Annotated in this window: 23 protein-coding genes; 18 read left to right on the forward strand and 5 right to left on the reverse strand. The window is 67.1% G+C overall.

The window, feature by feature from the left end; genetic code table 11:
- Positions 1–129: 129 nt before the first annotated feature.
- The 3 genes from A3OM_RS0109095 to A3OM_RS0109105 all read left to right on the forward strand — a co-directional run bounded on the left by A3OM_RS0109095 (position 130) and on the right by A3OM_RS0109105 (position 4,867).
- The gene (locus tag A3OM_RS0109095; RefSeq protein ID WP_018043437.1) at positions 130–4,245 is read left to right on the forward strand and encodes a Pls/PosA family non-ribosomal peptide synthetase; all 4,116 of its coding nucleotides are present in this window, start codon (positions 130–132) and stop codon (positions 4,243–4,245) included.
- A 77-nt stretch (positions 4,246–4,322) separates the two neighbouring features.
- Positions 4,323–4,544 carry an antitoxin MazE-like protein gene (locus tag A3OM_RS0109100; protein WP_018043438.1) on the forward strand — a complete coding sequence of 74 codons (222 nt, stop codon included), beginning with the start codon at positions 4,323–4,325 and terminating at the stop codon, positions 4,542–4,544.
- Positions 4,541–4,867, forward strand: a complete 327-nt coding sequence (locus A3OM_RS0109105; protein WP_018043439.1) for a type II toxin-antitoxin system PemK/MazF family toxin — start codon at positions 4,541–4,543, stop codon at positions 4,865–4,867. The genes A3OM_RS0109100 and A3OM_RS0109105 overlap by 4 nt, the downstream gene beginning before the upstream one ends.
- A gap of 51 nt (positions 4,868–4,918) precedes the next feature.
- Here the strand turns inward: A3OM_RS0109105 and A3OM_RS0109110 are convergent, their stop codons facing one another.
- Positions 4,919–5,575 carry an alpha/beta hydrolase gene (locus A3OM_RS0109110; RefSeq protein ID WP_018043440.1) on the reverse strand — a complete coding sequence of 219 codons (657 nt, stop codon included), beginning with the start codon at positions 5,573–5,575 and terminating at the stop codon, positions 4,919–4,921.
- Between the two features lie 266 nt (positions 5,576–5,841).
- Here A3OM_RS0109110 and A3OM_RS0109115 point away from each other — a divergent pair, with 266 nt between their 5' ends.
- The 7 genes from A3OM_RS0109115 to A3OM_RS0109150 all read left to right on the forward strand — a co-directional run bounded on the left by A3OM_RS0109115 (position 5,842) and on the right by A3OM_RS0109150 (position 13,261).
- On the forward strand, positions 5,842–7,002 hold the full coding sequence (locus A3OM_RS0109115; protein ID WP_018043441.1) for a cysteine desulfurase family protein: 1,161 nt from the start codon (positions 5,842–5,844) through the stop codon (positions 7,000–7,002).
- A 74-nt stretch (positions 7,003–7,076) separates the two neighbouring features.
- The gene (sufB, locus tag A3OM_RS0109120) at positions 7,077–8,546 is read left to right on the forward strand and encodes a Fe-S cluster assembly protein SufB (RefSeq protein ID WP_026175872.1); all 1,470 of its coding nucleotides are present in this window, start codon (positions 7,077–7,079) and stop codon (positions 8,544–8,546) included.
- Positions 8,547–8,635: 89 nt separating this feature from the next.
- Complete coding sequence (locus A3OM_RS0109125) at positions 8,636–9,088, forward strand: hypothetical protein (RefSeq protein WP_018043443.1); 453 nt, start codon at positions 8,636–8,638, stop codon at positions 9,086–9,088.
- Between the two features lie 99 nt (positions 9,089–9,187).
- A complete protein-coding gene (gene sufC, locus A3OM_RS0109130) occupies positions 9,188–9,940 on the forward strand; it encodes a Fe-S cluster assembly ATPase SufC (RefSeq protein ID WP_018043444.1) in 753 nt (250 codons plus the stop codon).
- 1 nt (position 9,941) lies between these two features.
- Complete coding sequence (sufD, locus tag A3OM_RS0109135) at positions 9,942–11,264, forward strand: Fe-S cluster assembly protein SufD (protein ID WP_018043445.1); 1,323 nt, start codon at positions 9,942–9,944, stop codon at positions 11,262–11,264.
- Between the two features lie 360 nt (positions 11,265–11,624).
- On the forward strand, positions 11,625–12,869 hold the full coding sequence (locus A3OM_RS0109145; RefSeq protein ID WP_018043447.1) for a cysteine desulfurase: 1,245 nt from the start codon (positions 11,625–11,627) through the stop codon (positions 12,867–12,869).
- An 11-nt stretch (positions 12,870–12,880) separates the two neighbouring features.
- The gene (locus tag A3OM_RS0109150) at positions 12,881–13,261 is read left to right on the forward strand and encodes an SUF system Fe-S cluster assembly protein (protein ID WP_018043448.1); all 381 of its coding nucleotides are present in this window, start codon (positions 12,881–12,883) and stop codon (positions 13,259–13,261) included.
- 6 nt (positions 13,262–13,267) lie between these two features.
- On the opposite strand, the gene A3OM_RS0109155 is transcribed toward A3OM_RS0109150, so the two are convergent.
- Positions 13,268–13,861, reverse strand: coding sequence for a Uma2 family endonuclease (locus A3OM_RS0109155; RefSeq protein WP_043764581.1), 594 nt, complete (start codon positions 13,859–13,861; stop codon positions 13,268–13,270).
- 158 nt (positions 13,862–14,019) lie between these two features.
- Here A3OM_RS0109155 and A3OM_RS0109160 point away from each other — a divergent pair, with 158 nt between their 5' ends.
- A complete protein-coding gene (locus A3OM_RS0109160; RefSeq protein ID WP_018043450.1) occupies positions 14,020–14,397 on the forward strand; it encodes an iron-sulfur cluster assembly accessory protein in 378 nt (125 codons plus the stop codon).
- Between the two features lie 30 nt (positions 14,398–14,427).
- Here the strand turns inward: A3OM_RS0109160 and A3OM_RS0109165 are convergent, their stop codons facing one another.
- Entirely contained in the window at positions 14,428–15,495 is a 1,068-nt protein-coding gene (locus tag A3OM_RS0109165; RefSeq protein ID WP_018043451.1) for a GGDEF domain-containing protein, read from the reverse strand.
- A gap of 108 nt (positions 15,496–15,603) precedes the next feature.
- Positions 15,604–17,184, reverse strand: coding sequence for a DEAD/DEAH box helicase (locus A3OM_RS0109170; protein WP_018043452.1), 1,581 nt, complete (start codon positions 17,182–17,184; stop codon positions 15,604–15,606).
- Between the two features lie 321 nt (positions 17,185–17,505).
- Between A3OM_RS0109170 and A3OM_RS0109175 the strand changes: the two genes are divergently transcribed.
- The 6 genes from A3OM_RS0109175 (at position 17,506) to bchE (ending at position 23,142) form a co-directional block, all read left to right on the forward strand.
- Positions 17,506–19,008, forward strand: coding sequence for an NCS1 family nucleobase:cation symporter-1 (locus tag A3OM_RS0109175; protein ID WP_018043453.1), 1,503 nt, complete (start codon positions 17,506–17,508; stop codon positions 19,006–19,008).
- Positions 19,009–19,025: 17 nt separating this feature from the next.
- Positions 19,026–19,754 (forward strand): aspartate/glutamate racemase family protein, encoded by a 729-nt coding sequence (locus A3OM_RS0109180; RefSeq protein ID WP_018043454.1) that lies wholly within the window; start codon positions 19,026–19,028, stop codon positions 19,752–19,754.
- A gap of 99 nt (positions 19,755–19,853) precedes the next feature.
- Complete coding sequence (locus tag A3OM_RS0109185; RefSeq protein WP_018043455.1) at positions 19,854–20,465, forward strand: hypothetical protein; 612 nt, start codon at positions 19,854–19,856, stop codon at positions 20,463–20,465.
- Positions 20,458–20,826 (forward strand): transcriptional regulator, encoded by a 369-nt coding sequence (locus A3OM_RS23725; RefSeq protein ID WP_018043456.1) that lies wholly within the window; start codon positions 20,458–20,460, stop codon positions 20,824–20,826. Before A3OM_RS0109185 ends, A3OM_RS23725 begins: the two co-directional genes overlap by 8 nt.
- Positions 20,827–20,864: 38 nt before the next feature.
- Positions 20,865–21,575 carry a di-trans,poly-cis-decaprenylcistransferase gene (locus tag A3OM_RS0109195; protein WP_018043457.1) on the forward strand — a complete coding sequence of 237 codons (711 nt, stop codon included), beginning with the start codon at positions 20,865–20,867 and terminating at the stop codon, positions 21,573–21,575.
- A gap of 28 nt (positions 21,576–21,603) precedes the next feature.
- A complete protein-coding gene (gene bchE / locus A3OM_RS0109200; protein WP_018043458.1) occupies positions 21,604–23,142 on the forward strand; it encodes a magnesium-protoporphyrin IX monomethyl ester anaerobic oxidative cyclase in 1,539 nt (512 codons plus the stop codon).
- A 9-nt stretch (positions 23,143–23,151) separates the two neighbouring features.
- On the opposite strand, the gene A3OM_RS23730 is transcribed toward bchE, so the two are convergent.
- Positions 23,152–23,349, reverse strand: a complete 198-nt coding sequence (locus tag A3OM_RS23730) for a hypothetical protein (RefSeq protein WP_043764315.1) — start codon at positions 23,347–23,349, stop codon at positions 23,152–23,154.
- A gap of 133 nt (positions 23,350–23,482) precedes the next feature.
- Here A3OM_RS23730 and A3OM_RS0109210 point away from each other — a divergent pair, with 133 nt between their 5' ends.
- The gene (locus A3OM_RS0109210) at positions 23,483–25,471 is read left to right on the forward strand and encodes a PhoX family phosphatase (protein WP_018043460.1); all 1,989 of its coding nucleotides are present in this window, start codon (positions 23,483–23,485) and stop codon (positions 25,469–25,471) included.
- Positions 25,472–25,611 lie beyond the last annotated feature (140 nt).

Below are 25,611 nucleotides of genomic sequence, written 5' to 3' on the forward strand. Positions count from 1 at the left end.
CTAGGCGGCTCGGCAAACGTGCTAAGCGGGCGCGACCACAGTGGGGCGCCGCGATTTCGGCACGATCCGGGCGCCTAACCCGGCCAAAAGGACGGTCTCGCAGCGGCGGGGCCGGCAGCGGAGCATCGGATGAGCAGTCTCGCCGAGACGACCCGGCCTCGGGCGGAGTCGCTTGTGGACAAGGCCGAACGGGGCGAGATCGGGTCGCATAGCGGCGCCGGAGCGCCGGAACGGAAGGCCGTACTGCGCGGAGAGAGCCGCCCGGACCTCATCCGGGACGAGGTTCTGGGAGAGATCTTTTCCGACAGCGCCCGCCTGCGCCCCGACCATCCGGCCATCGTGGACGGCGCGAGCCGGGACGCGGCCGGCCGTCATCCGAAGTTCACCTATGCGGAGGTCGAGGCCCGCGCGCTCGCCATCGCCCGTGGCCTCGTCCATCGCGGCATCGGCCCCGGCGACGTCGTCGGCCTCTGGATGGCACGCGGCCCCGACCTGCTGATCGCCCAGATCGGCATCACGATGTCGGGAGCCGCATGGCTCCCCTTCGATGCGGAGGCTCCCGCCGACCGCGTGGCGGTCTGCCTCGACGACGCGCAAGCCAAGCTGCTCCTGGTCTCGACCGCCCTCGCGCCCCAGGCGCCCACGGGAACCCCGTCCCTCACGACGGAGGCGCTTCTCGCCGAGGTGCCGGCGGATGCGCCGCGCCCCGATCCGCGCGGCGCCGGCCTCACCCCCGCGCATCCGGCCTATCTGATCTACACCTCGGGCTCGACGGGATTGCCCAAGGGCATCGTCATCAGCCACGCCAATATCTGCCACTTCCTGCGCTCGGGGAACGCCCTCTACGGCATGCGGCCCGACGACGTGGTGTTCCAGGGCGCCTCGGTGGCGTTCGATCTCTCCATGGAGGAGATCTGGGTTCCCTACCTCGTCGGAGCGACGCTGTTCGTCGCGAGCCCGGCGATGATGGGCGATGTCGAGGCGCTGCCCGACATCCTGACGCAGAACCGCGTCACCGTCCTCGACACGGTGCCGACGCTGCTCGCCATGCTGTCTCAGACGCTGCCGAGCGTCCGCCTCGTGCTCCTGGGCGGCGAGGCCCTGCCCGAGCCCCTGGTGGCCCGCTGGGCCACGGCCTCCCGGCAATTGTTCAACACCTACGGGCCGACCGAGGCCACGGTGGTGGCCACCGCCGCCGAGATGCGGCCGGGCGAGCCCGTCACCATCGGCGGCCCGATCCCGAACTACTCCGTCTATGTCGCGAGCGAGGGACTGGAACTGCTCGGGCCCGGCCAGCAGGGCGAACTCCTCATCGGCGGCCCGGGCGTCGCCAAGGGCTATCTCCAGCGTCCGGAACTGAGCGCGGAGAAATTCGTCGCCAACCCGTTCGCCTCCGATGGGACCGATCCGGTTCTCTACCGCTCGGGCGACGCGGTCTCCCTCGATGCGCAGGGGCGGATCGTCTTCCACGGCCGCATCGACGACCAGGTCAAGATCCGCGGCTTCCGAGTGGAGCTCGGCGAAATCGAATCCCGCATCCAGGCGCAGACCGGCATCAATCAGGCGGCGGTGGTTTTGCGCCAGGACGACGGCGTCGACCGGCTCGTCGCCTTCCTGATCCCGGAACGGGGAACGGAGTTCGACAAGGCCGCCTTGCGCCACACCCTCGCCGAGCAGATGCCGCCCTACATGGTGCCGGGGCATTTCGAGGTGGTGGAGGTGCTGCCCCGCCTCACCTCAGGCAAGGTCGACCGCAAGGCCCTGCGCATCGCGACCCTCACGGTCGCCGACCTGTCGGGCGAGCAGGAACTGCCCGACAACGAGACCGAGGCGGCGATGCTGGCCGCGGCCAAGCAGGTGTTCGGCAACCAGCCGATCCCGTTCGAGGCCGACTTCTTCACCGATCTCGGCGGGCACTCGCTTCTGGCCGCCCGCTTCGTCGGCGCGGTGCGCGAGGCGCCCGCGCTGGCCGCCATCACCCTGCAGGACGTCTATACGAGGCGCACCCTCCGGGCCATGTCGGAGGCGCTGATCGAGCGCACCGGCGGCGTCGGCACGCAGATGGCGGTGCGCGACCTCGGATTCGTAGCGCCGCCGCTCCTCCGCCGCGTCCTCTGCGGAACCGCGCAGGCCCTCGCCCTGCCTTTCGTCATCGCGCTGGCCACCTCGCAATGGCTCGGCATCTTCGTCACCTACCTGCTCCTCACCGGCGGCTCGCTCGGATTCTTCGGCGAGATGGCGGTGCTGCTCCTCGTCTATATCGGCATCAACGCCGTCACCGCCTCCATCGCGGTGGCCGCCAAATGGCTGATCCTCGGGCGCACCAAGCCCGGCCGTTACCCGCTCTGGGGCGTCTACTATTACCGCTGGTGGCTGACGCAGCGGTTGACCCCGCTCGTCCACGTGAAATGGCTCCAGGGCTCGCCCGCCATCGCCATCTACCTGCGCCTGCTGGGCGCGAAGATCGGCGCGGACGCCCTCATCTCGGACATCGAGGTCGGCGCGCCCGACCTCCTCACCGTCGGGGAAGGAGCCTCGCTCGGCGGCCGCCTCGTCATCGCCAATGCCGAGGTGGTGGGCAACGAACTCGTCATCGGCCCCGTCAGCATCGGCGCCGATGTCGCCATCGGCACTTCCTGCGTCATCGGCCCCGAAACGACGATCGGCGATTTCGCCGAGATCGCCGATCTGACGACGATTCCCACCGGCACGGTGGTGGGACGCGCCGAGCAATGGGACGGCTCGCCCGGCCGCAAGGTCGGCACGGCCGATCCCGCGGACCTACCCGAGGCCGCCCAGGCCTCGCCCCGTAGGCGCGCCGGGTTCCTGGCCGTCTACGCCTTTCTGCTCGCGGCGATCCCGGCCGTCGGCCTGCTGCCGATCTTCCCGGCCTTCTACATCTTCGACCAGCTCAGCGACTCGCTCAGCGACATCACCGACATCGACTACCATTGGTACCTGCCGCTGCTGACCTGGCCCACCGCCATGCTGATGACGGCGGGCACGGTGCTCCTCATCGCGGGCATCCGCTGGCTCGTCCTCCCGCGGGTCTCGTCGGGCACCTACTCGATCCATAGCGGCTTCTACCTGCGCAAATGGGCGGTGGCGCTCGCCGCCGAGGTGACGCTGGAGACGCTCTCCTCGCTCTTCGCCACGGTCTATATGCGGGCCTGGTACCGGCTGATGGGCGCGCGGATGGGGCAGGGGGCGGAGATCTCCACCAACCTCGCCGGGCGCTACGATCTGGCGGATGTCGGCGCGCGCAACTTCATCGCCGACGAGGTGGTGTTCGGGGAGGAGGAAATCCGCCGGGGCTGGATGCACATGCATCCCGTGAGCACCGGCGCACGCGTCTTCGTCGGCAACGACGCCGTAGTGCCACCGGGGGCGGTGATTCCCGACGACATGCTGGTGGGCATCAAGTCGAAGCCGCCCGCCAACGAGTTGATGGCGCCGGGGGATACGTGGTTCGGCTCGCCTCCGATCAAGCTGCCCTCGCGCCAGAAGGTCGATCTCGGCTCCAACGCTCAGACCTACGAGCCGGGTCTGGGACCGAAGCTGCGGCGCGGCATCTTCGAGGCGTTCTCGACCTCGTTCTCGCCGATGCTGTTCATCACGCTGGCGATCTCGGCCATCGATTTCTACTTCTACCCCGCGATCCTCGCCCAGGACTGGACCGGTCTGGCCATCAGCTTCGTCGTCGTCAGTGTCGCCATCGCCTTCATCCAGTCCTTTACCGTGATCGGGGTGAAATGGCTGCTGATGGGAGTCTACCAGCCCGGCATGCGGCCGATGTGGTCGTGGTGGGCCATGCGCACCGAGGCCGTGGCCGTGCTGTACTGGGGCCTGGCCGGAAAGGTGCTGCTGGAGCATCTGGTCGGGACGCCGTTCCTGCCCTGGATGCTGCGCCTGCTCGGGGTCAAGGTCGGCCGGGGCGTCTGCATGCTCACCACCGACATCACCGAGTTCGATTGCGTCACCATCGGCGACTATTCGGTGATCAACCGGACTTCGGCGCTCCAGACCCATCTCTACGAGGACCGGATCATGAAGGTCGGCCGGGTGGTGGTGGGCGAGGGCGTGTCCGTGGGTGCCTTCTCCACCGTCCTCTACGACACCAAGGTCGGCGACTACGCGCGGCTTCGCCCGCTCACCATCGTGATGAAGGGCGAATCGATCCCGAGCCATTCGGAATGGGAGGGGGCGCCGGCGGTGCCGGTGATTCACAAGGCGGCGGGGGCCTGACGCGGAGACCGCTCTTCCGTCTGCCGGGGTAGCGCGCTACCTATGTGACTCATCGGTTGCGCTATGTAGGAGAAGCCATGGCCCGCGCGGATCCCCGGGACGAATCGAGCAAGTTCAAGCGCTACCGCGAGGCGCAAGCCCACCGGGGAATGAAGCTTCTGCGTGTCTGGGTGCCGGATCCCCGCTCCCCGGATTTTCAGGCGGCGGCTGCAAGCCAGGCGGCCTTATTGCGCAAGGCTCCGGAAGAAGCGGAGGCCCTCGGTTTCATCGCCGCCGCGTCCGACTGGCTCGAGGCGTGAAGAGAGGCGACATCGTCACCGTTTCGGCCCCCGGGGCCTACGGCAAGCCGCGCCCCGCGATCGTCGTTCAATCCGACTGGCTGACCGAGACGGAAAGCGTGCTCGTGGCCCTGCTCACCAGCACGTTACGGGAGGCACCGATCTTCCGCCTGACCGTTCAGCCTTCCGTCGGGAACGGCCTCAAGCTTCCGTCTCAGGTCATGGTCGACAAGATCATGGCCCTGCCGCGAGACAAATGCGGAGCCATTGTCGGCCGCTTGGATACCGGTTCGCTGATCACCCTGAACCAGATGCTGTCGGTGGTTCTGGGTCTCGCCGATTGAGAGGTCGCCCGCGAGAGGCCGAGGGCGACGGATCCATTCCCCTCGCTGGTCTCAGCCCACCTGATCTTTCGGGCCGAGACGCTTGTCGAGATAGGTGTCGACCGTCTGGGTCAGCTCGTCGACCTTGCCGTCGAAGAAGTGGTTGGCGCCCTCGACCACCTGATGCTCGATGATGACGCCCTTCTGCACCTTCACCTTCTCGATCACCGGCATCACCTCGCGGGCGGGAGCCACGCGATCCTCGGAGCCGTGCACGAACAGGCCGGAAGACGGGCAGGGGGCGAGGAAGGTGAAGTCGTAGCGGTTGGCCATGGCAGCGATGGAGATGAAACCCTCGATCTCGGGGCGGCGCATGAGCAGCTGCATGCCGATCCACGAACCGAACGAGACGCCGGCGATCCAGCAGGCCCGCGCCTCGGGATTGACCGACTGCACCCAGTCGAGCGCCGAGGCCGCATCGGACAATTCGCCCGTGCCATGGTCGAAATTGCCCTGGCTGCGGCCGACGCCGCGGAAATTGAAGCGAAGCGCTGCGAAGCCGCGATTGGCGAAGGTGTAGAAAAGATTGTACACGATCTGATTGTTCATCGTGCCCCCAAACTGGGGGTGCGGATGCAGCACGATCGCGATCGGCGCGCCCTTCTTCTTGGGCGCCTGGTAGCGCCCCTCGAGACGGCCGGCGGGTCCGGTGAAGATGACTTCGGGCATGGTCTTTCCAAAACTCCTGGCGCCGCAGTGCGAGGGCAACCCATCCTTGTCGGCCAACGCGCCTTGACTCGCTGCGCCGCACTCTTAAAAACGCTCTTAGAATAATTCTAGGTTATTAGAATCATTCTAAACTAGATCGTTTCGAGAGATCTCGGATCGGTCGCCTCCCGAAGCTCGGCGCTTGGCGAAGACGTGTCGTTCCGGCGCCTTAGCATGATGACGGGGGGCAAAAGCAAGGAAATGTCGGTTCGGACCTTGACCAACGCATGAGTGTTTCGCGCGCCTATCTCGACCACAACGCGACATCGCCGGTTCGCCCGGAGGTGGCGGCGGCGGTCGCGCGGGCGCTGGAATTGCCGGGCAACCCCTCGTCGATCCATCGCGAGGGCCGGACGGCGAAGGCCGCGCTGGAAGCGGCACGCGAGCATGTCGCCGCCCTGGTCGGGGCCGGCCGGGGCCGCGTCGTCTTCACCAGCGGCGGCACCGAAGCGGCCAATGCGGTCCTGTCCGGCGCACTGACCAAGGCCGGACGTCCCGCGCCCACACGCCTCCTGGTGGGCGCCACCGAGCATCCTTGCGTTCTGGCGGGACACCGCTTCGCGCCGGAATCGGTGGAGGTCGTGCCGGTGCTGCCGTCCGGGCTGATCGACCTCTCCGCCTTGGAGCGAGGCTTGGAGCGCGCGCGCGAGGAGGCCGTGCTGGTCTCCATCCATGCGGCCAACAACGAGACCGGCGTGATCCAGCCCCTCGCCGAGATCGTCGCCTTGGCCAAAGCGCATGGCCGCGCCCTCGTCCATAGCGACGCGGTGCAGGCGGTGGGGAAAATCCCTCTTGATTGTGCGGGGCTCGGCCTCGATGCCCTTACCCTGTCCGGACACAAGTTCGCCGCGCCAAAGGGCACGGGCGCCATCGTGCTGGCCGAAGGCGTCACCCTGGAGCAGGCTTTCCTGCGCGGCGGCGGCCAGGAATCTCGCCTGCGCTGCGGTACGGAGAACCTGCCCGGCCTCGTTGGGCTGGGCGAGGCGGCACGGATCGCCCAGGCGGGCCTCTCGGCGATCGATGCCGGTCTTCGTGACTCCATGGAAAGCGCTCTTCTTCGGATCGCACCGGATGCCGTCATCTTCGGGAGCGGCGCGCCGCGCCTTCCCAACACCCTGTGCTTTTCCGTGCCGGACCTCGATGCGGCAACCGCGCTGATGGCGCTGGATCTCGCCGGCATCGCGATCTCGTCCGGATCGGCCTGCTCGTCGGGCAAGGTCGCCCGCTCGACCGTTCTGGCCACCATGGGCGTGAGCCCCGCGCTGGCTGCGGGGGCGCTGCGCGTCAGTTTCGGCTGGAACAGCACGGAAAGCGACCGCTCACGCTTCCTCACGGCCTTCGAACGGCACGTGGGGACCCTATATCAACGGCGAGGGCAGGCGGCCTGAAGCGCCGCCCACCCAAGCCATCCTCTCGCGAAAACCCCCGGCCCTTGACGCCGGTGTAGGTCAGGAGACGTGCAATGCCTGCAGTGCAGGAAACCATCGACCGGGTCCGCTCGATCGACCTCGACCAGTACAAGTACGGGTTCGAGACCACGATCGAGATGGAGAAGTCCGCCAAGGGCATCTCCGAGGACGTGATCCGCTTCATCTCGGCCAAGAAGGACGAGCCCGAATGGATGCTGGCCTGGCGCCTCGACGCCTACAAGCGCTGGCAGACCATGAAGGAGCCCGAATGGGCGCGGGTCTCCTATGACAAGGTCGATTACAAGGACATCTACTACTACGCCGCCCCCAAGCGCCCGGCGGCGATGTCCCTCGACGAGATCGACCCCGAGATCCTGAAGACCTACGAGAAGCTCGGCATTCCCCTGCGCGAGGTCGAAGTGCTGGAGGGCATCGCCCCCGAGCGCCGGGTCGCCGTCGACGCGGTGTTCGACTCGGTCTCGGTGGCCACCACGTTCAAGGCCGAGCTGTCGAAGGCCGGCGTGATCTTCATGCCGATCTCCGAGGCCATCCGCGAATACCCGGACCTCGTGCGGAAGTACCTCGGCTCGGTCGTGCCCGTGACCGACAATTTCTTCGCGACCCTGAACTCTGCGGTCTTCTCCGACGGCTCGTTCGTCTATATCCCGCCGGGCGTGCGCTGCCCGATGGAGCTATCGACCTATTTCCGCATCAACGAGCGCGACACGGGGCAGTTCGAGCGCACGCTGATCATCGCCGACAAGGGCTCTTACGTCTCGTATCTCGAGGGCTGCACCGCCCCGAAGCGCGACGACAACCAGCTCCATGCCGCCGTGGTCGAGCTCGTCGCGCTCGACGATGCCGAGATCAAGTACTCGACGGTCCAGAACTGGTACCCCGGAGACAACGAGGGCAAGGGCGGCATCTACAACTTCGTCACCAAGCGCGGCGACTGCCGCGGCGCCAACTCGAAGATCTCGTGGACCCAGGTCGAGACCGGCTCGGCGATCACTTGGAAGTACCCGTCCTGTATCCTGCGCGGCGACAATTCCCGCGGCGAGTTCTACTCGATCGCGGTGTCGAACGGCATGCAGCAGGTCGATTCCGGCACCAAGATGATCCATCTCGGCAAGAACACGACGAGCCGGATCATCTCGAAGGGTATTTCCGCCGGGCGTTCGCAGAACACCTACCGCGGGCTGGTGTCCGCGCACCGCAAGGCCACGGGCGCGCGCAACTTCACGAACTGCGATTCGCTGCTCATCGGCGACCAGTGCGGCGCGCACACGGTGCCTTACATCGAGTCCAAAAATTCGTCGGCGCAGTTCGAGCACGAGGCCACCACCTCGAAGATCTCGGAAGACCAGATGTTCTATTGCCAGCAGCGCGGCCTCTCCAACGAGGAGGCGACCGCGCTCATCGTCAACGGCTTCGTCCGCGACGTGCTGCAGCAGCTGCCGATGGAGTTCGCCGTCGAGGCCCAGAAGCTGATCTCGATCAGCCTCGAAGGCTCGGTGGGGTGACAAGCCTGCATCTTGCACCGACAGGCGTCGGAACAATTCCGGCACCTGTGCACGCGAAGGGCTTGGGTGCGAGCTTGGAGCGACGATCAATGACCCAGGAAGACCCTCCGTCGCACGAGTCGCTCGATGTGGACAGTGCGTGGGGTCAGGAGCCAACGACGTCCGGCTTCGATCAGGCGCTCAGCGAACTCGGAGCGGCGGAGCGGCGGGCGGAAGCGGAGCGGCGGATGCGCTACCGCGCGGCGGGCGAGTTTCTCGCCGCGTTCTACAAGAGTGACGTGGAGAGCGCGAAGGCGCTCAAGCAGCGGGGCGTATCGACGGGATTCAAGCCCAACCAGATTGCTTTCGCCAAGGCCGGCCGCCCGGCGGAAGTCGTCATCGTGGTCACGGGCGGGGGCGATTTCTCGGTGCTGTTCGCGCCAGGCGGCCAGCGGGCCACGATGCAACGCGTAGATCTCGGCGAGTTCGATCCGCTCACCAAGACGGCCATGCGCAAGCGCATGATCCAGGTGGTGATCGGCTATCTCGGGATGGGTGATTGAGGGCAGCGATGCCCGTTGCAACATGACGACCAAGACGAGGCCGGCGATGGCGCTTCGCCTCGGCGTCTCAACGAATAACTGACTAGACGGAACCGACGCATGATCGAAATCAAGAACCTGACCGTCGCCATCGAGGACAAGCAGATCCTCAACGGTCTCAACCTCACCGTGAAGGACGGCGAAGTCGCCGCCATCATGGGTCCGAACGGCTCTGGCAAGTCGACCCTGTCCTACGTCATCGCCGGCAAGGAGGATTATGAGGTCCTCGACGGCGAGATCCTGCTCGACGGTGTGAACATCCTGGAGATGAGCCCCGACGAGCGCGCAGCCTCGGGCGTGTTTCTGGCCTTCCAGTACCCGCTGGAGATCCCGGGCGTGGGCACCATGACCTTCCTCAAGGCGACGCTCAATGCCCAGCGCCGGGCGCGCGGCGAGGGTGAGCTTTCCACACCCGACTTCATCCGTAAGGTGAATGGGGCGGCGGAGAAGCTGGAAATCAACAAGGAGATGCTCAAGCGCGCCCTCAATGTCGGGTTCTCCGGCGGCGAGAAGAAGCGCATGGAGATCCTGCAGATGGCTCTGCTGGAGCCGAAGTTCTGCGTCCTCGACGAGACTGATTCTGGCCTCGACATCGATGCCCTGCGCATCGTCTCCGGCGGCGTGAACGCGCTCCGCGCGCAGGGCCGCTCGTTCCTCGTCATCACCCACTACCAGCGCCTGCTCGACTACATCGTGCCGGACGTGGTCCACGTGATGTCGCAGGGCCAGATCGTGAAGTCGGGCGACAAGGACCTCGCCAAGGCGCTCGAGGCTTCCGGCTACGCCGAGTACCGCACGAATGAGGCCGCCTGATATGGCCGACATCACCCCCTTGCGCACGGCGGCCGAGACCGGCCTGTCGAAGCTCTTCGAAGCCACGAAGATGAAGTACCCCACGGGCGTGTCCATCGCCCGTGAGGAGGCCTTCCGCTATTTCGAGGCGGTGGGCCTGCCGACCCGCCGCGTCGAGGCGTTCAAATACACCGACCTGCGCTCCGCGTTCCGCGATGCCGCCCACCCGGCCGAGATGCCCTCCGCCGACACCGCCAAGGCGGCTGTCGAAGAGGCGAAGGGCTTCGCGGGGATCGACGCCGTGCGCCTCACCTTCGTCAACGGTCACCTGATCGCCGACCAGTCGGATCTCGGCCGCATCCCGGCCGGCATCACCGTGACGCCGCTCAACGAGGCGCTGACCACCGGGAACGCGCTTCTGGAGAAACTGACCCCCGTTCGTCAGGCCTCCGAGAACCCGATCTACCAGCTCAACACCGCCTTCCTGGCGGACGGCGCGCTGATCAGCGTGGAGGCCGGGGCCAAGGTCGAGACGCCCTTGCACTTGCGCTTCATCGGCACCGGGTCGGAGGCCTATTCCACCGCCACCCGCGTGCTCGTCACGCTGGGGGAGGGCGCGGAAGCGCTGATCCTGGAGAGTCACGAAGGGCCGGACGGCATCGCCTACCAGCCCAACGATGCCATGGACGTGGTGGTGGCCGACAACGCCACCTTCCGGCATGCGCGCCTGAACGCGGAGGGCCGCGAGGCGGTGGCCTTGTCGACCCTGTCCGTCAAGCTTGGCGCCGAGGCTGCGGTGGAGACCGTGAACGTGGTGGTGGGCGCGGTGCTCTCCCGGCATCAGGTCTACCTGAACTTCGCCGGGGCCGATGCCCGCGCGGTGGTGAACGGCGCGGCCATGCTCAACGGCAAGCAACTCTCCGACACCACCTTCCTGGCCGACCATGCCGCCACGGGCGGCGTCAGCCGCGAGCTATTCAAGACCGTGGTGGATGGCGAAGCCACAGGCGTGTTCCAGGGCAAGATCATCGTCCAGCAGGCGGCCCAGCAGACTGACGGCAAGATGATGTCGGCCTGTCTCATCCTGTCCGACGAGGGCCAGATGATGAACAAGCCCGAACTGGAGATCTTCGCCGACGACGTCGCCTGTGGCCACGGTGCTACCTGCGGCGCACTCGACGACGACCTGCTGTTCTACCTGATGCAGCGCGGGCTGCCGAAGGCCCAGGCCGAGAGCCTGCTGGTCCAGGCCTTCCTCGGGGCGGCCATCGAGTCGGTCAGCCACGAGGGCGCCCGCGAGGCACTGATCGGCACGATCGAGGCGTGGCTCGCGGCGCGGGCCTGACAAAACCCTCCCCCCTCTGCGGGGGAGGGTGGTCGCGGAGCGACCGGGAGAGGGGACGACGTTTCTAGATTGGGCGCTCCCGTCATCCGACCCGCTTCGCGGGCCACCTTCTCCCGCAGAGGGGAGAAGGACCGCGTAAGACGCTGAAGGGGTACGATCGATGGATCAGGCGCCGAAGCTGAACGAAATCTCGCCTCGCTTCCCGAAAGACCTCGTCCTTAGCAACCTCGGTTTGGTGATGGACACGGTCGAACACGCCATCCAGCGGCAGTGCTGCCCCTCTCCCGCCTCGCTCCGCGAGGCACCCTCCCCCGCAGAGGGGGGAGGGTCGTGGGCCTCCAACGCCCAACAGGTATCGCCATGAACGCACCCGTCCCGAACACCCCCTACGACGTCCAGGCGATCCGGGCCGAGTTCCCGATCCTGGCCCAGAAGGTCTATGGCCGGCCGCTGGTCTATCTCGACAACGCGGCCTCGTCGCAGAAGCCGCGCGCGGTGATCGACGCCATGGTGAACTGCATGGAGACCGGCTACGCCAACGTCCATCGCGGGCTGCATTTCATGGCGAATGCCGCGACCGAGGGGTTCGAGGGCGCGCGCGAGACCACGCGGCAGTTCCTCAACGCCGAGTCCACCGACGAGATCATCTTCACCCGCAACGCCACCGAGGCCTACAACCTCGTGGCCTCGTCCATGGGGTTGCTCGGCCAGATCGGGGAGGGGGACGAGATCATCCTCTCGATCATGGAGCACCATTCCAACATCGTGCCCTGGCACTTTTTGCGTGAGCGCAGAGGAGCCGTCATCAAGTGGGCGCCGGTGGACGACGCGGGCAATTTCCTCGTCGACGAGTACGAAAAACTGTTCACGCCGCGCACCAGGATGGTGGCGATCACCCACATGTCCAACGTGCTCGGCACGGTGACACCGGCGGCCGAGATCGTCCGCATCGCCCACGCTCACGGCGTGCCGGTGCTTCTGGATGGCGCCCAGAGCGCGGTCCACCAGGAGATCGACGTGAAGGCGCTCGATTGCGACTTCTTCGTCTTCACCGGCCACAAGGTCTACGGCCCCACCGGGATCGGCGTGCTCTACGGCAAGAAGGAATGGCTGGAGCGCCTGCCTCCCTATCAGGGCGGCGGCGAAATGATCCGGACCGTCTCGCAGGACACGATCACCTATAACGACCCGCCGCACCGGTTCGAGGCCGGAACGCCGGCGATCATCGAGGCGGTGGGCCTCGGCGCGGCGCTGGAATTCATGATGACCCTCGGGCGCGAGAGAATCGCGGCGCACGAGGCCTCGCTGCTCGCCTACGCGCAGGAGCGCCTCGGAGCCATGAATTCCGTGCGGATGATCGGCACCGCGAAGGGCAAGGGCGGGGTCATCGCCTTCGAGATGAAAGGCGCGCATGCCCACGACATCGCCACCGTGATCGACCGCTACGGCGTCGCGATCCGGGCCGGCACCCATTGCGCCATGCCGCTCCTCACACGATTTGGTGCGACCTCCACCTGTCGCGCCTCGTTCGGCCTGTATAATACCCATGCGGAAGTGGACGCCCTCGCCGAGGCACTGGCCAAGGCCGAGATGATGTTCGCCTGAGGATCCACACCATGAGCGACTCGACCATCACCGGCGGAGCCAACACCCCCGCCATCGCCAGCGATTCGGCGATCCCGCCCGAAGAGCTCGACCGGCTGACCGACGCCATCGTCGCCGCTTTGAAGAGCGTCTACGATCCCGAGATCCCGGCCGACATCTACGAGCTAGGCCTGATCTACAAGGTCGACATCGCCGACGACCGCACGGTCGCCATCGACATGACGCTGACGGCGCCCGGCTGTCCCGTGGCCGGCGAGATGCCGGGCTGGGTCGAGACGGCGGTCGCCGCCGTGCCGGGCATCCAATCCTGCAGCGTCACGATGGTATTCGATCCGCCGTGGGATCAGAGCCGGATGTCGGACGAAGCCCGCGTCGCCCTCGACATGTGGTAGCACGCCTCAGTTGATCGGTGCCTCGCGGTGCGGGGCAAACGTCATGCTGTCGTAGACATCCGTCATCCGCAGCCTTGCCCCGATGATCGGCAGATCGATGGTGTCGTCGATCGCCTCGAAGGCTTGTGTCATCCATGCCTCGCCGTCGCGCCGATACAAGGTCGCGCTGGGCCACCGGGTCTCCACGAGCAGGATGTAAGCGATCGTCGGATGACGCTTGTACTCCTCCAGCTTCCGGAAGCGATCGATGGTGCTCGTCGAGGGTGACAATACCTCGACGACAAGTCTGGGTGTCCGGCTCTCGTAGCTGTCCAAGATGAGATCGCCGCATTCCACGGTCACGTCAGGCCGGCGCAAGGTCGAGATCCCCGTGCGCAGGCCGATATCGTCCGTCGTCGGCCGACCCCCCGTTCCGCGAAGCTGGCCGTGGAGAGCGGCAATGATGTTCACGGTGACGCGGTCGTGCTGCGCAATGGCACCCGTCATCATTTTCACGTGCGGGACCGGCACGCCATCGACGAGTTCGTAGAGAAAATCCTGGCGTTGCTGCCAATCAAAGAATTCTTCTACGCTCATCAGGCGTCGTGCCGTCTGTGCCATGAAATCCGTCCTCGGCCACCCGGGATGATAGCATAATCCGAAGACCGCCGGCTGGTGCCTCATGACGACAGTGGACCGCGGCCTCCGCCATCCTTATCTTAACGACGTACCATCATCCTCAACCGCCCGGGCCTTGAACCCGGCTGCCGGAGAGACCCATGCTCAAGAGTTTCAAGGTCCTGTCCCTCACCGACGCAGCGGCGGACCGGATCAAGGCCATCATCGCCGATGCCGAGAAGCCCATCGCCGGCCTGAGGGTCGGTGTGAAGAACGGCGGCTGCGCCGGCATGTCCTACACGATGGAATATGCCGAAGGGCGCAACCCGGGCGAGGACATGGTGGAGGATCGCGGGGTGACGGTGTTCGTCGACCCGAAGGCGCTCCTGTTCCTTCTCGGCACGGAAATGGACTTCAAGACGACGAAGCTGTCGTCGCAGTTCGTGTTCAACAACCCGAACCAGACCTCGTCCTGCGGCTGTGGCGAGTCCGTCGCGATCACGCCGGCCAATCCCGAAGCGCTCCGCGCATCGGCCTGAAGCGAGAGCGGCCTCAGCTCGCAGAGTCGCTCACGCAACGGCCGTGAGCGTCTCCAACGCGACGCGGGAATCGTCCACGGTCCGGTTGCGGCCGTCGCGCTTGGCCATGAACATGCACTGGTCGGCGCGTTCGAGGAGGGACACGGCAGTGTCGCCTGGGCGCGACGTGGCGACCCCGAGGGAAATCGTCACTTTGCCGAGGGACTCTCCCGTGGTCCGCTTCACCAGTTCACGGCCCATCACGCTGGCACGGACCTTCTCGCCGATGGCGACGGCCGCGGCACGGTTGGTCTCGGGCAGGAGAATCCCGAATTCCTCACCGCCGAAACGGGCGAGGGTGACACGAGCCTTGAGATGCTCGCGCATGACGATGGCCACGAGCCGGAGCACCTGATCGCCCGTGAGGTGGCCGTAGACGTCGTTGAAGCGCTTGAAGAAATCGACGTCGATGACGATCAGGCTGGAGGGGATCGCCTGGCTGGCGGCGCCGTCGACCATCTTGCGCAGGCTTTCCTCGAAGTGCTTGCGGTTGGACAGTCCGGTGAGGGGATCGGTGAGGCTCTCCAGCCGCGTCGCTTCCAGGGTCTCGCGCAGGGTCTCGATCTCGTTGCGGCTTTCCCGCATGCGCGCTTCGAGGGTCCGGTTGCTGGCGGTGATTTCCCGGGTGGTCGAGACCAGGGTCGTGATGATCTCGCGGACGCGGGCGCGGTTCTGGTCGGATACGTCGAGGTCGTGCGACAGGGCCTGAAGCGATTCGCCGTATTGGGCCGTCGAACCCAGAGAGAGGTCCATCACTTCCATGATGCCCTCGATCTCGGCCAGCATGTTCGCGTTCATCCGCTCGGTGGCGGCGACGAGGCGGCGGCTGTCGATATAGGTCTCGTAGAGGGAATCGATATCGGCATCCGAAAGGCTGCCGTTCTCCGTGGTCAGCCCCTTGATCGCGTCGTTCATCAACGGCTGCGTGCCCGACACGTAGGTGTACCAGACGGCATAGGCCTGGGGCGTCGCCGAGGAACCGTAGTCACGCATCAGGACGTTGGCGCGGTCGGCCAGAGCGAAGGTTCTCTCCCTGTCACCGTAGCTTCCGTGACTCATCGACCCCGTTCGCCCCCTGATCCGGCATCGATGGCCGGGGAGCGCATGTTAGCGGATGGATGGTGGAGAGCCCGTTAAAGTATCGGGAACAGTTTGCGGACCCGCGCGTTACTTCGCCTTTTTGATAACGACCGGACGCAGAAGGAAGGCGGGCACATGCTCGCCCAGGCCCAGCGGCGTGTCACCCTCTTCGTCGTCCCGGCGGCGGGGTGAGGGACGGCGTTCGTCGCGGCTACGGTCGGGGGCGGCCCTGCGCGGATCCGGGGTGCGCTGCTCCTGCGGAGGACGCGACGGCTCGCGCCGGCGCGGGGCCTCACGCGGCGTATCGGCGACGTCCTCGTGAGCGGGGGGGGCAACGACGGCGGCCTCGGCCCGTGCGGGCTCGGAACGCCGGGCGGGCGGGCGCTCACGAGACGACGAGCGCCGTCCCTCAGGCTTGGCCGCCTCGGAGCGACCGCCTTCGCCGCCGCGCGAGCGCCGCGCGGCATCGCCACTGCGTCCGCGGTGGCGGGTCCGGGTCTCCCCCTCTTCGACGACATCAACCGACGGCTCGGCCAGGGTGCCGAGATCGCCCTCCGCCCAGGGAATTGGCTGGCCGATCAGGCTCTCGATGGCGGTCACCGAGCGCTCGTCGGAGCGGGTCACCAGGGTGAAGGCATGGCCGGCACGACCCGCGCGGCCGGTGCGGCCGATGCGGTGGACGTAGTCCTCCGGATGATGCGGCACGTCGAAATTGAAGACGTGGCTCACCGCCGGGATGTCGAGGCCGCGGGCCGCGACGTCGCTTGCCACCAGCAGCGGAACCTCGCCGGAGCGGAAGCCGTCGAGGGCGATCGTGCGGGCGCGCTGATCCATGTCCCCGTGCAGGGCCGCGACGTTGAAGCCGTGGCTCGCCAGCGACTTCTGCAGCAGCGCGACGTCGCGCTTGCGGTTGCAGAAGATGATGCCGTTGTTGAGGTCGGCCTCCCCTCGGATGAGCCGGCGCAGGAGGTCGCGCTTCTCGTGGCCCTCCGAGCCGGCAGCCACCAGCTTCTGTACGATCGTGGTTGCGGTGGAGGCGGGACGTGCCACCTCGATCCGCTGCGGGTTGTGCAGGAAAACGTCCGCCAGCCGCTCGATCTCCGGCGGCATCGTGGCGGAGAAGAACAGGGTCTGGCGCGTGAACGGCACCATCTTCACGATGCGCTCGATGTCGGGGATGAAGCCCATGTCGAGCATCCGGTCGGCCTCGTCGATGACGAGGAGCTCGACGCCGGTGAGCAAGAGCTTGCCGCGCTCGAAATGGTCGAGCAGGCGACCGGGCGTCGCGATCAGCACGTCGGCGCCGCGCATCAGCTTGGCATCCTGCTCGGCGAAGGAGACGCCGCCGATGATCAGAGCCACGTTGAGCTTGTGGTTCAGGCCGTAGCGATCGAAATTCTCGACCACCTGGGCCGCGAGTTCGCGGGTCGGCTCCAGGATCAGCGTGCGCGGCATGCGCGCGCGCGCCCGGCCGTTCTCCAGCAGGGTGAGCATCGGAAGGGTGAAGGCGGCGGTCTTGCCGGTCCCGGTCTGGGCGATTCCGAGCACGTCGCGACGCGCCAGAACATGCGGGATGGCTTGAGCCTGGATCGGCGTCGGGTCCGTGTAGCCCGCGGCCGTGACGGCCTGGAGGACCTTGTCGCTCAATCCGAGGTCGGCAAAAGACATATGCTGATGTGAACCGTTGCGCGCAGGAACTCGTACGGGTCCGCGCGGAGAAGATCGTCGTGAACCAGGCTTCGAGGTCCGTTCGAAAAAGATCGTTCGAACACTAGACCAGCCGCGCACACGCGTTGCGGGACACTTAGAGCCTTGAGGTGTCTTGTCAATCGACCACTCGCCGAGCACCCTCGCTTATCCGGTGCATACCGCACCCTACGGGATATCGGCCGAGTGAGCGGGAGTACTGCCAAGCTGGCACACGCCCTGCTTGGGCCGACGCCCATCGGACATGGGCTTCGGCCCTCTCGACGAAGGAGGACCGGGCTCATGTCACACAGCGCATCGATCACCGAACCGGCCGCGTCTGGAGGCGCCGTCCCCACATCCCATGCCGACGTGGTGATCAAGCCCGGCTACGACGACCGCCTCACCAACGAGGACCTGGCCCCCCTCAGGAAGCAGACCTGGGGCACCTACAATTTCTTCGCCTTCTGGATGTCGGACGTCCACAGCGTCGGCGGCTACATCACCGCGGGCAGCCTGTTCTCCCTCGGCCTCGTGAGTTGGCAGGTGCTGGTCTCGCTGCTCGTCGGCATCCTCATCGTGCAATTCTTCTGCAACCTCGTGGCCAAGCCGAGCCAGGTCACGGGCACGCCTTATCCGGTGATCTGCCGGGCCTCCTTCGGCGTGAAGGGCGCCAACATCCCCGCCATCATCCGGGGCCTCATCGCGGTCGCCTGGTACGGCATCCAGACCTACCTCGCCTCCAGCGCCTTCATGATCGTGGCCTTGCGCTTCTATCCGGAGCTGAAACCCTATGCCGACGTAACCCAGTTCGGCTTCGCCGGCCTGTCCAGCCTCGGCTGGGCGGCCTTCATGGCCCTTTGGGTGATCCAGGCCCTCGTGTTCTGGCGCGGCATGGAGGCGATCCGCAAGTTCATCGATTGGGCCGGCCCCGCCGTCTACGTGGTGATGATCGCCCTGGCGGTCTACCTCGTGGCCAAGGCCGGCGTGTCGAATGTCGGCCTCACGCTAGGCGAGGTGAAGTACCAGGGCTGGGACGCCCTGCCGGTGATGATCAACGCGGTCGCCCTGGTCGTCTCGTACTTCTCCGGGCCGATGCTGAATTTCGGCGACTTCTCACGCTACGGAAAGTCGTTCCCGGCGGTGAAGGCCGGCAATTTCTGGGGCCTGCCGGTGAACTTCATCGGCTTCTCGCTGCTCACCGTCATCACCACCTCGTCGACACTCCCGGTCTTCGGCCATCTCATCATCGATCCGGTGGAGACGGTGAGCAAGATCGACAACACCTACGCGGTGGTGCTCGGCGCCTTCACCTTCATGACGGCGACGATCGGCATCAACATCGTGGCCAACTTCGTCTCGCCGGCCTTCGACTTCTCGAACGTGGCGCCGCAGCACATCAGCTGGCGCATGGGCGGCATGATCGCGGCCGTGGCCTCGATCTTCATTACCCCGTGGAACCTCTACAACAACCCGGCCGTGATCCATTACACGCTCGACATCCTCGGCGCGTTCATCGGCCCGCTCTTCGGCATCCTGATCGCCGACTTCTTCGTGGTGCGGAAGCAGCACGTGGTGGTGGACGACCTCTACACGATGAGCCCGACGGGCACGTATTGGTACGATGGCGGCTACAACCGCGCCGCCATCTACAGCGTCATTCCCTCCGCCCTGGTGCCGGTGCTCTGCGCCGTCATCCCGGCCCTGGGGAGTCTGGCGAACTTCAGCTGGTTCATCGGCGTGGCCCTGGGCTTCTCGATCTATCTCGTCCTGATGCGTAAGACGGCGGTCGCGGCCAAGGCCTGACCGGAGACCGATTCCCTTTGCGCATCCTGCTGATCAACCCCAACACGACCGACTCCGTCACCGACCTCGTCACCCGGCATGCACGGCGGGTGGCGGGCGACGCCGCCGAGTTCGTGCCGGTCACCGGGCGCTTCGGCGCCCGCTACATCACCAGCCGGGCCGCGTCGGCGATCGCGGCCCATGCCGCCCTCGACGCGCTGGCCGAGCACGCGGAGGGCTGCGACGCGGTCTATCTCGCCTGTTTCGGTGATCCGGGGCTCGGGGCGCTCCGCGAGATCTCCCCCCTTCCGGTGGTGGGAATGGCGGAAGCCTCGTGCCTTGCCGCCACCGCGCGGGGAGGGCGCTTCGCCATCGTCACCGGGGGCGCCCTGTGGGGGCCGATGCTGGAGGAGTTCGTGGCGGGGATCGGCCTGTCCGACAAACTCGCCGGCATCCGCACCATCGCCCCAACGGGAGACCGCATCGCACGGGACCCCGAGGCGGCCCTGGCGGATCTGGCCGCCGCCTGCACCACCTGCGCCCTCCGCGACGGGGCGGATGTGGTGATCCTCGGCGGAGCGGCGCTCGCCGGCCTCGCCGAGCGCATCCAGCCGCAGGTTCCGGTGCCCGTCCTGTGCTCGGTGGAAGTGGGTACCCGCGCGGTCCTCGCCGCCGCGATCTGCGGATTGCCGCCGGGGCAGCCGGCACCGTCCATCGAGAGCATCGGCCTGTCGCCCACCCTGGCCGAGCGGCTGGCGCAGGATTGAAGGAAACCCGCAGCCGATGACCCCGCGTGCCGGAAGGCACTTGCGGGCGGCCGCCGGATCGGCTTACTTTGCGATACAAAGTTGATCCGGGAGTATCGGATGTCCGATCTCGACAAGGCCCTGGCCGATATCGTAGCAATCCGCGCGCAGCTCGCCCGCGGCGACGCCTTCTGCGGGTTCGGCCCTTCCGCCATCGCCGCCACGGGCGTTCTCGCCCTCGGCACCGCCCTGGCGCAGCATGCCTGGCTCGACGCCCCGACCGGGCAGCCGCTGCTGTTCCTCGGCGGCTGGATCGCCACCGCCCTGGCCTCCGCCGGCCTCATCGGCGCCGAGATGCGAGCCCGTTCGCGGCGCGACCATGCGGGGCTCACCGACACGGCGATCGTGAACGCGGTGGAGCAATTCCTGCCGGCGGGCGCGGCGGGCGCCCTGCTCGCCCTGGTCCTGGTGCGGGTCTCGCCGGAAAGCCTCTGGATGCTGCCCGGCCTGTGGCAGGTGCTCGTCAGCCTCGGGCTCTTCGCCTCGGTGCGGTCCCTGCCGAAGGGCGTCGCGCTGCCCGGCGCCTGGTACATGGTGGCAGGCCTCGCCGTGCTGATGCTGGCCAGTACCGACCATGCCCTCTCGCCCTGGACCATGGGCCTGCCCTTCGCCATCGGCCAGTTCCTCATGGCGGCGATCCTCTACCGCGCCCGGGAGGAGACCGATGCCTGAGGCACCTTTCGCTTATGACGGCCTCGACCGGGTCATCCACGAGAAGGCCCGGCTCGGCCTCCTCACCTCGCTGATGGCGGCCCCGAAGGGCCTCGCCTTCGGCGACCTGAAACAGCTCTGCGGCCTCACCGACGGCAATCTCAGCCGCCACCTCCAGGTGCTGCAGGAGGCCGGCCTCGTGGAGATCCGCAAAGGTCATGGCACGGGCCGGGGCGGTACGCGGCCGCTCACCACCTGCCACCTGACGCAGGCCGGGCGCACGCGTTTCCTCGACTACCTCGCCGTCCTCGAACAGGTCGTCCGGGACGCTGCCAAGGCCGCCGAAACCGCGAACCTCCCCCTCGTCGCCCGACCGGCCTGACGCCCGAAATCCGTCTTTTTTTGCCAAGGAACTTTGTAATGCAAAGTGAACACACACCCGGCCTGCATGTCGGGATCATCATGGACGGCAACGGGCGCTGGGCCTCGGCGCGCGGCCTGCCCCGCGCGCTCGGCCACAAGGAAGGTGTCGAGGCGATCCGCCGGGTCGTCGAGGCGGCGCCGAAGCAGGGAATCGGCACCCTCACCCTCTACGCCTTCTCCTGCGACAACTGGCGTCGGCCGGAAGCGGAGGTCTCCGCCCTTATGGGGCTCCTCCGGCTCTATCTCCGCAACGAGGTCTCCCGATTGGTGGAGAATGGCGTGCGGCTCAGCGTGATCGGCCGGCGCGACCGTCTGCCCGAGGGTCTCGCCGCCGCCATAGGCCGCGCGGAAGCCGCGACCTTCGCCGGGAAGGCGCTGCACCTCCGGATCGCCGTCGATTATTCCGCCCGCGACGCCATCCTCGCCGCCGCCCTCGCTGGCGCCGGCGATCCCGGCATCACCCGCACCGCCTTCTCGGCCCTGGTGACGGGCGATGCCTGCGTGCCCGAGGTGGATCTCGTGATCCGCACCAGCGGCGAGCAGCGGCTATCCGATTTTCTGCTCTGGGAGAGCGCCTACGCCGAACTCCACTTCACGCACCGCCACTGGCCGGATTTCAGCTCCGCCGACCTCGAAGAGGCGCTTGCCGCCTACCGGTGCCGCGACCGGCGATTCGGCGGATTGGATGCCACGTCCGCCGCCGCCTGAGAGGATCGAGACAGGAGAAAGGGAAACCATGCGCATCGTCCTCGTCAACGTGCCCCACCCGGCCATCGGCAGCCGCATTCCCGACGACCATCTCCCGCCCCTGGGGCTTCTCGCCGTCGGCGGCCCCCTCATCGACGACGGGCACGAGGTGCGCCTGATCGACGGGGAGTTCGGCCCGATGGACCCGGACGCCATCGTCGCGGAGGCCCTGGCCTTCCGTCCCGATGCCGTCCTGTTCGGGCATTCCGGCTCGACCTCGGGCCATCCGGTCATCGCCGACATCGCATCTCGACTGGCGAGCGCCCGGCCGGGTCTCCCCATCGTCTATGGCGGTGTGTTTCCGACCTACCACTGGCGCGAAATCCTGAGGGACGAGCCCTACGTCACCGCCATCGTGCGCGGGGAGGGCGAGGAGACGGCGCGCCGCCTGATGGCTGCGCTCTCAGCGGGATCGCCCCTCGCCTCCGTGCCGGGCATCGCCTTTCGCAGCGGCGACGGTCCCCATGCCACGCAGGCCGCGCCGGTGATCCGCGACCTCGACGCCTACCGCGTCGGCTGGGAACTCATCGACCATGCCCGCTACAGCTATTGGGGCGGCCGGAGAGCCGTCGTCGTGCAGTTCTCGCGCGGCTGTCCGCATCTCTGCAATTACTGCGGCCAGCGTGGCTTCTGGACCCGCTGGCGTCATCGCGACCCGGTCAAGTTCGCCAGGGAACTGGCCCGGCTCCATCGCGACCACGGGGTGCGGGTCATCAACTTCGCCGACGAGAACCCCACCGTCTCGAAGAAGGCGTGGCGGGTCTTCCTCGAAACGCTGATCGCGGAGAATGTGGACCTCATCCTCGTGGGCTCGACCCGCGCCGACGACATCGTGCGCGATGCCGACATCCTGCATCTCTACAAGCGCGCCGGCTGGACGCGCTTCCTCCTCGGGCTGGAAAGCACCGACGAGGCGACCCTCGCGCGCATCAGGAAGGGCGGCGCCACCACCACGGACCGCGAGGCGATCCGCCTTCTTCGCCGCCATGGCATCCTCTCCATGGCGACCTGGGTCGTCGGGTTCGAGGAAGAAACGGACCGGGATTACTGGCGCGGCCTGCGCCAGCTCCTGTCCTACGATCCCGACCAGATCCAGATGCTCTACGTGACGCCCCATCGCTGGACGCCGTATTTCAGCATCGCCGCGAATCGGCGGGTGATCCAGACCGATCGTCGCCGCTGGGACTACAAGCATCAGGTGCTGGCGACCCGGCACATGGCGCCGTGGCGGGTGCTGCTGTGGTTCAAGTTCATCGAGGTGGCGGTCCAGGCTCGCCCGCGTGCACTCGCACGCGTCCTGTTCCATCGCGACGCGGGACTACGCCACGCCATGCGCTGGTACACGCGGATGGGGCGTCGGGTATGGCCCTATGAGATCAGGAACTTCCTGCGCGACCCGTTGGTGAAGAACGGGCCGAGCGTCGCAGAATTCTGGGGGGAGCCACAGGACGGCGAGGAAGAATCCATGGTCGTCGTCAACGCGGAACGGCGTCCCGAAGCCGCGAGGCCCCGCGCCGATGCGGCGTGACGGTCGACCTCAGATGAAGACGAAGAAGATACCGAAGCTGGCGATGAACCCCGCCAGCGATACGGCCGAGAGGGCCAGAAACCTGGACGATGCGACCGCGCCCTCATCCTGCCCATCCTCGATGGGCGAGAAGGCGCGGCCTGCCGCCTGCGATGCGCGAATGAGATCGTCGTGGCGCACCATGCTCAAGGCTGCGGACGGCGCCATGTCGCTCTCCCATAGATACGTTCTATGTGTGCTAACGCACAAACTCAGGGTTGGTTCCGGAACGCCGGCGTCATCCGCCCGCCATGTCGCGCGCCTAACTCGAACTCGATCCATTCCAAGGAACGAGTTCACCATGACCGAGCCGCTGCGCACTCGCTCGCAGGCCGCCGAAGACGGCGAGGATGCCGGTTCGAATCCGAGCCGGAACGCCACCTTCGGCGACGTGGTCGCCGCCCGGTTCGACCGGCGCGACCTACTGCGCGGCCTTCTTGGGGTCGGCGCCATCGCGGCGGTGGTGACGCCCCGCGCGCTCGCCGCCGGCCCGGCCGCGGCGGCGCAGGGACAGGCGACGCCGTTCCCCTTCATGGAGATCGAGGCGGGATCGGACGCACACCATCACGTGGCCGAGGGGCACGATGCCGACATCCTGATCCGCTGGGGCGATCCGGTCCTGCCCGGGGCGCCCGCCTTCGACCCGCTCAACCAGAGCGCCGCGGCCCAGGCCCGGCAATTCGGCTACAACAACGACTTCGTCGGCTATTTCCCGATGCCCGGCGCCGCCGATCCGGCCGCGCATGGCCTTCTCGTGGTCAACCACGAATACACCAACGAGGAACTGATGTTTCCCGGCCTCGGCCGCCAGGACATCAAGACCGTGGCCTTCAAGGGCATGAATCGCGACCTCGTCGACATCGAGATGGCCGCCCATGGCGGCTCGGTGATCGAGGTGAAGCGTAACGACGGCAAATGGGCCGTGGTGCCGGGGTCGCGATACGCCCGCCGCATCACCGTCGAGACGCCGATGGCCCTCTCCGGCCCGGCCGCCGGCTCCGATCGGCTGAAGACCACCGACGACCCGTCCGGCCGCGCGGTGAAGGGCATGATCAACAATTGCGCCGGCGGCACCACACCCTGGGGGACGTGGCTCACCTGCGAGGAGAACATCAACTATTACTTCTCCGGCACCCTCGCAGAGGGGTCGGCCGAGGCGACCAACCACAAGCGTCTCGGCCTGCCCGGCAACGCCTATGCCTGGGGCCGCTTCCACGAGCGGTTCGACCTCTCCAAGGAACCGAACGAGCCCAACCGCTTCGGCTGGGTGGTGGAGATCGACCCGTTCGATCCCGCCTCGGTCCCGGTCAAGCGCACCGCCATGGGCCGGTTCAAGCACGAGGGCGCCGCCGGCATCGTCTCGAAGAGTGGTCGGTACGTCGTCTACCAGGGCGACGACGAGCGTTTCGACTACGTTTACAAGTTCGTGACCGACGCGGCCGTGGACCTCGCCGACCGGGCGGCCAACCGCGACATCCTCGATTCCGGCACGCTGCACGTCGCCCGGTTCGATGCCGACGGACGCGGTACCTGGATGCCCCTGGTGTTCGGACAGGGGCCGCTGACACTCGAGAACGGGTTCACCGCCCAGGCCGACGTGCTCATCGAGGCCCGGCGCGCCGGCGACCTCCTCGGCGCCACCAAGATGGACCGTCCAGAGGATGTCGAGGCCAACCCGAAGACCGGCAAGGTCTACGTGATGCTCACCAACAACGGGAAGCGCAAACCCGGCGATGAGAACGCCGCCAATCCGCGGCCCGACAACCGCTTCGGCCATATCGTCGAACTGACCCCAGACGACGGCGACCACGCGGCCTCGGGCTTCGCCTGGGAAATCCTCGTCAAATGCGGCGATCCCTCCATCGCGGCGGTCGGCGCCACCTTCTCCTCGGCGACGACGAAGGACGGCTGGTTCGGCATGCCGGACAACTGCTCGGTGGACGGGCAGGGACGGCTCTGGGTCGCCACCGACGGGAACTCGCCGTCGAAGACGGGGCGAAACGACGGCATCTGGGCGATGGAGACGGAAGGGCAGGGACGGGGCACGGGCAAGCATTTCTTCAGGGTGCCGAACGGCGCCGAAATGTGCGGCCCCTACTTCACCCCCGACGACACCACGTTCTTCGTCGCCGTGCAGCATCCCGGCGAGGCCGACGAGGAAGATCCGAAGGCCATGCCCGCCACCTTCGAGGCGCCCTCCACCCGCTGGCCGGATTTCATCGACGGAATGCCGCCCCGCCCCGCCATCGTCGCGATCACCAGGCGTGGAGGTGGCCGGGTCGGAAGCTGACGGGGCGACGCGAACGCCCCCTGCGGCCAAGGGGGCAGGCGTGGCCGAGCCCCCGCTTCCGGTACCCCGGCGACACAGCATTAACGGAATCGGCGCAAGCTGCGCAGGAACACCGGGAGAGCGGCCGCCGGCCAGGGCGG

Source organism: Methylobacterium sp. 88A (assembly GCF_000376345.1).
Lineage (GTDB): Bacteria > Pseudomonadota > Alphaproteobacteria > Rhizobiales > Beijerinckiaceae > Methylobacterium > Methylobacterium bullatum.

Excerpts from the sequence above, each read along its gene's own strand:
- A3OM_RS0109095 (WP_018043437.1), top strand. The coding sequence starts at position 130 with ATGAGCAGTCTCGCCGAGACGACCCGGCCTCGGGCGGAGTCGCTTGTG.
- A3OM_RS0109100 (WP_018043438.1), top strand. The coding sequence starts at position 4,323 with ATGGCCCGCGCGGATCCCCGGGACGAATCGAGCAAGTTCAAGCGCTAC.
- A3OM_RS0109110 (WP_018043440.1), bottom strand. The coding sequence starts at position 5,575 with ATGCCCGAAGTCATCTTCACCGGACCCGCCGGCCGTCTCGAGGGGCGC.
- A3OM_RS0109115 (WP_018043441.1), top strand. The coding sequence starts at position 5,842 with ATGAGTGTTTCGCGCGCCTATCTCGACCACAACGCGACATCGCCGGTT.
- sufB (WP_026175872.1), top strand. The coding sequence starts at position 7,077 with ATGCCTGCAGTGCAGGAAACCATCGACCGGGTCCGCTCGATCGACCTC.
- A3OM_RS0109125 (WP_018043443.1), top strand. The coding sequence starts at position 8,636 with ATGACCCAGGAAGACCCTCCGTCGCACGAGTCGCTCGATGTGGACAGT.
- sufC (WP_018043444.1), top strand. The coding sequence starts at position 9,188 with ATGATCGAAATCAAGAACCTGACCGTCGCCATCGAGGACAAGCAGATC.
- sufD (WP_018043445.1), top strand. The coding sequence starts at position 9,942 with ATGGCCGACATCACCCCCTTGCGCACGGCGGCCGAGACCGGCCTGTCG.
- A3OM_RS0109145 (WP_018043447.1), top strand. The coding sequence starts at position 11,625 with ATGAACGCACCCGTCCCGAACACCCCCTACGACGTCCAGGCGATCCGG.
- A3OM_RS0109150 (WP_018043448.1), top strand. The coding sequence starts at position 12,881 with ATGAGCGACTCGACCATCACCGGCGGAGCCAACACCCCCGCCATCGCC.
- A3OM_RS0109155 (WP_043764581.1), bottom strand. The coding sequence starts at position 13,861 with ATGGCACAGACGGCACGACGCCTGATGAGCGTAGAAGAATTCTTTGAT.
- A3OM_RS0109160 (WP_018043450.1), top strand. The coding sequence starts at position 14,020 with ATGCTCAAGAGTTTCAAGGTCCTGTCCCTCACCGACGCAGCGGCGGAC.
- A3OM_RS0109165 (WP_018043451.1), bottom strand. The coding sequence starts at position 15,495 with ATGAGTCACGGAAGCTACGGTGACAGGGAGAGAACCTTCGCTCTGGCC.
- A3OM_RS0109170 (WP_018043452.1), bottom strand. The coding sequence starts at position 17,184 with ATGTCTTTTGCCGACCTCGGATTGAGCGACAAGGTCCTCCAGGCCGTC.
- A3OM_RS0109175 (WP_018043453.1), top strand. The coding sequence starts at position 17,506 with ATGTCACACAGCGCATCGATCACCGAACCGGCCGCGTCTGGAGGCGCC.
- A3OM_RS0109185 (WP_018043455.1), top strand. The coding sequence starts at position 19,854 with ATGTCCGATCTCGACAAGGCCCTGGCCGATATCGTAGCAATCCGCGCG.
- A3OM_RS23725 (WP_018043456.1), top strand. The coding sequence starts at position 20,458 with ATGCCTGAGGCACCTTTCGCTTATGACGGCCTCGACCGGGTCATCCAC.
- A3OM_RS0109195 (WP_018043457.1), top strand. The coding sequence starts at position 20,865 with ATGCAAAGTGAACACACACCCGGCCTGCATGTCGGGATCATCATGGAC.
- bchE (WP_018043458.1), top strand. The coding sequence starts at position 21,604 with ATGCGCATCGTCCTCGTCAACGTGCCCCACCCGGCCATCGGCAGCCGC.
- A3OM_RS23730 (WP_043764315.1), bottom strand. The coding sequence starts at position 23,349 with ATGGCGCCGTCCGCAGCCTTGAGCATGGTGCGCCACGACGATCTCATT.
- A3OM_RS0109210 (WP_018043460.1), top strand. The coding sequence starts at position 23,483 with ATGACCGAGCCGCTGCGCACTCGCTCGCAGGCCGCCGAAGACGGCGAG.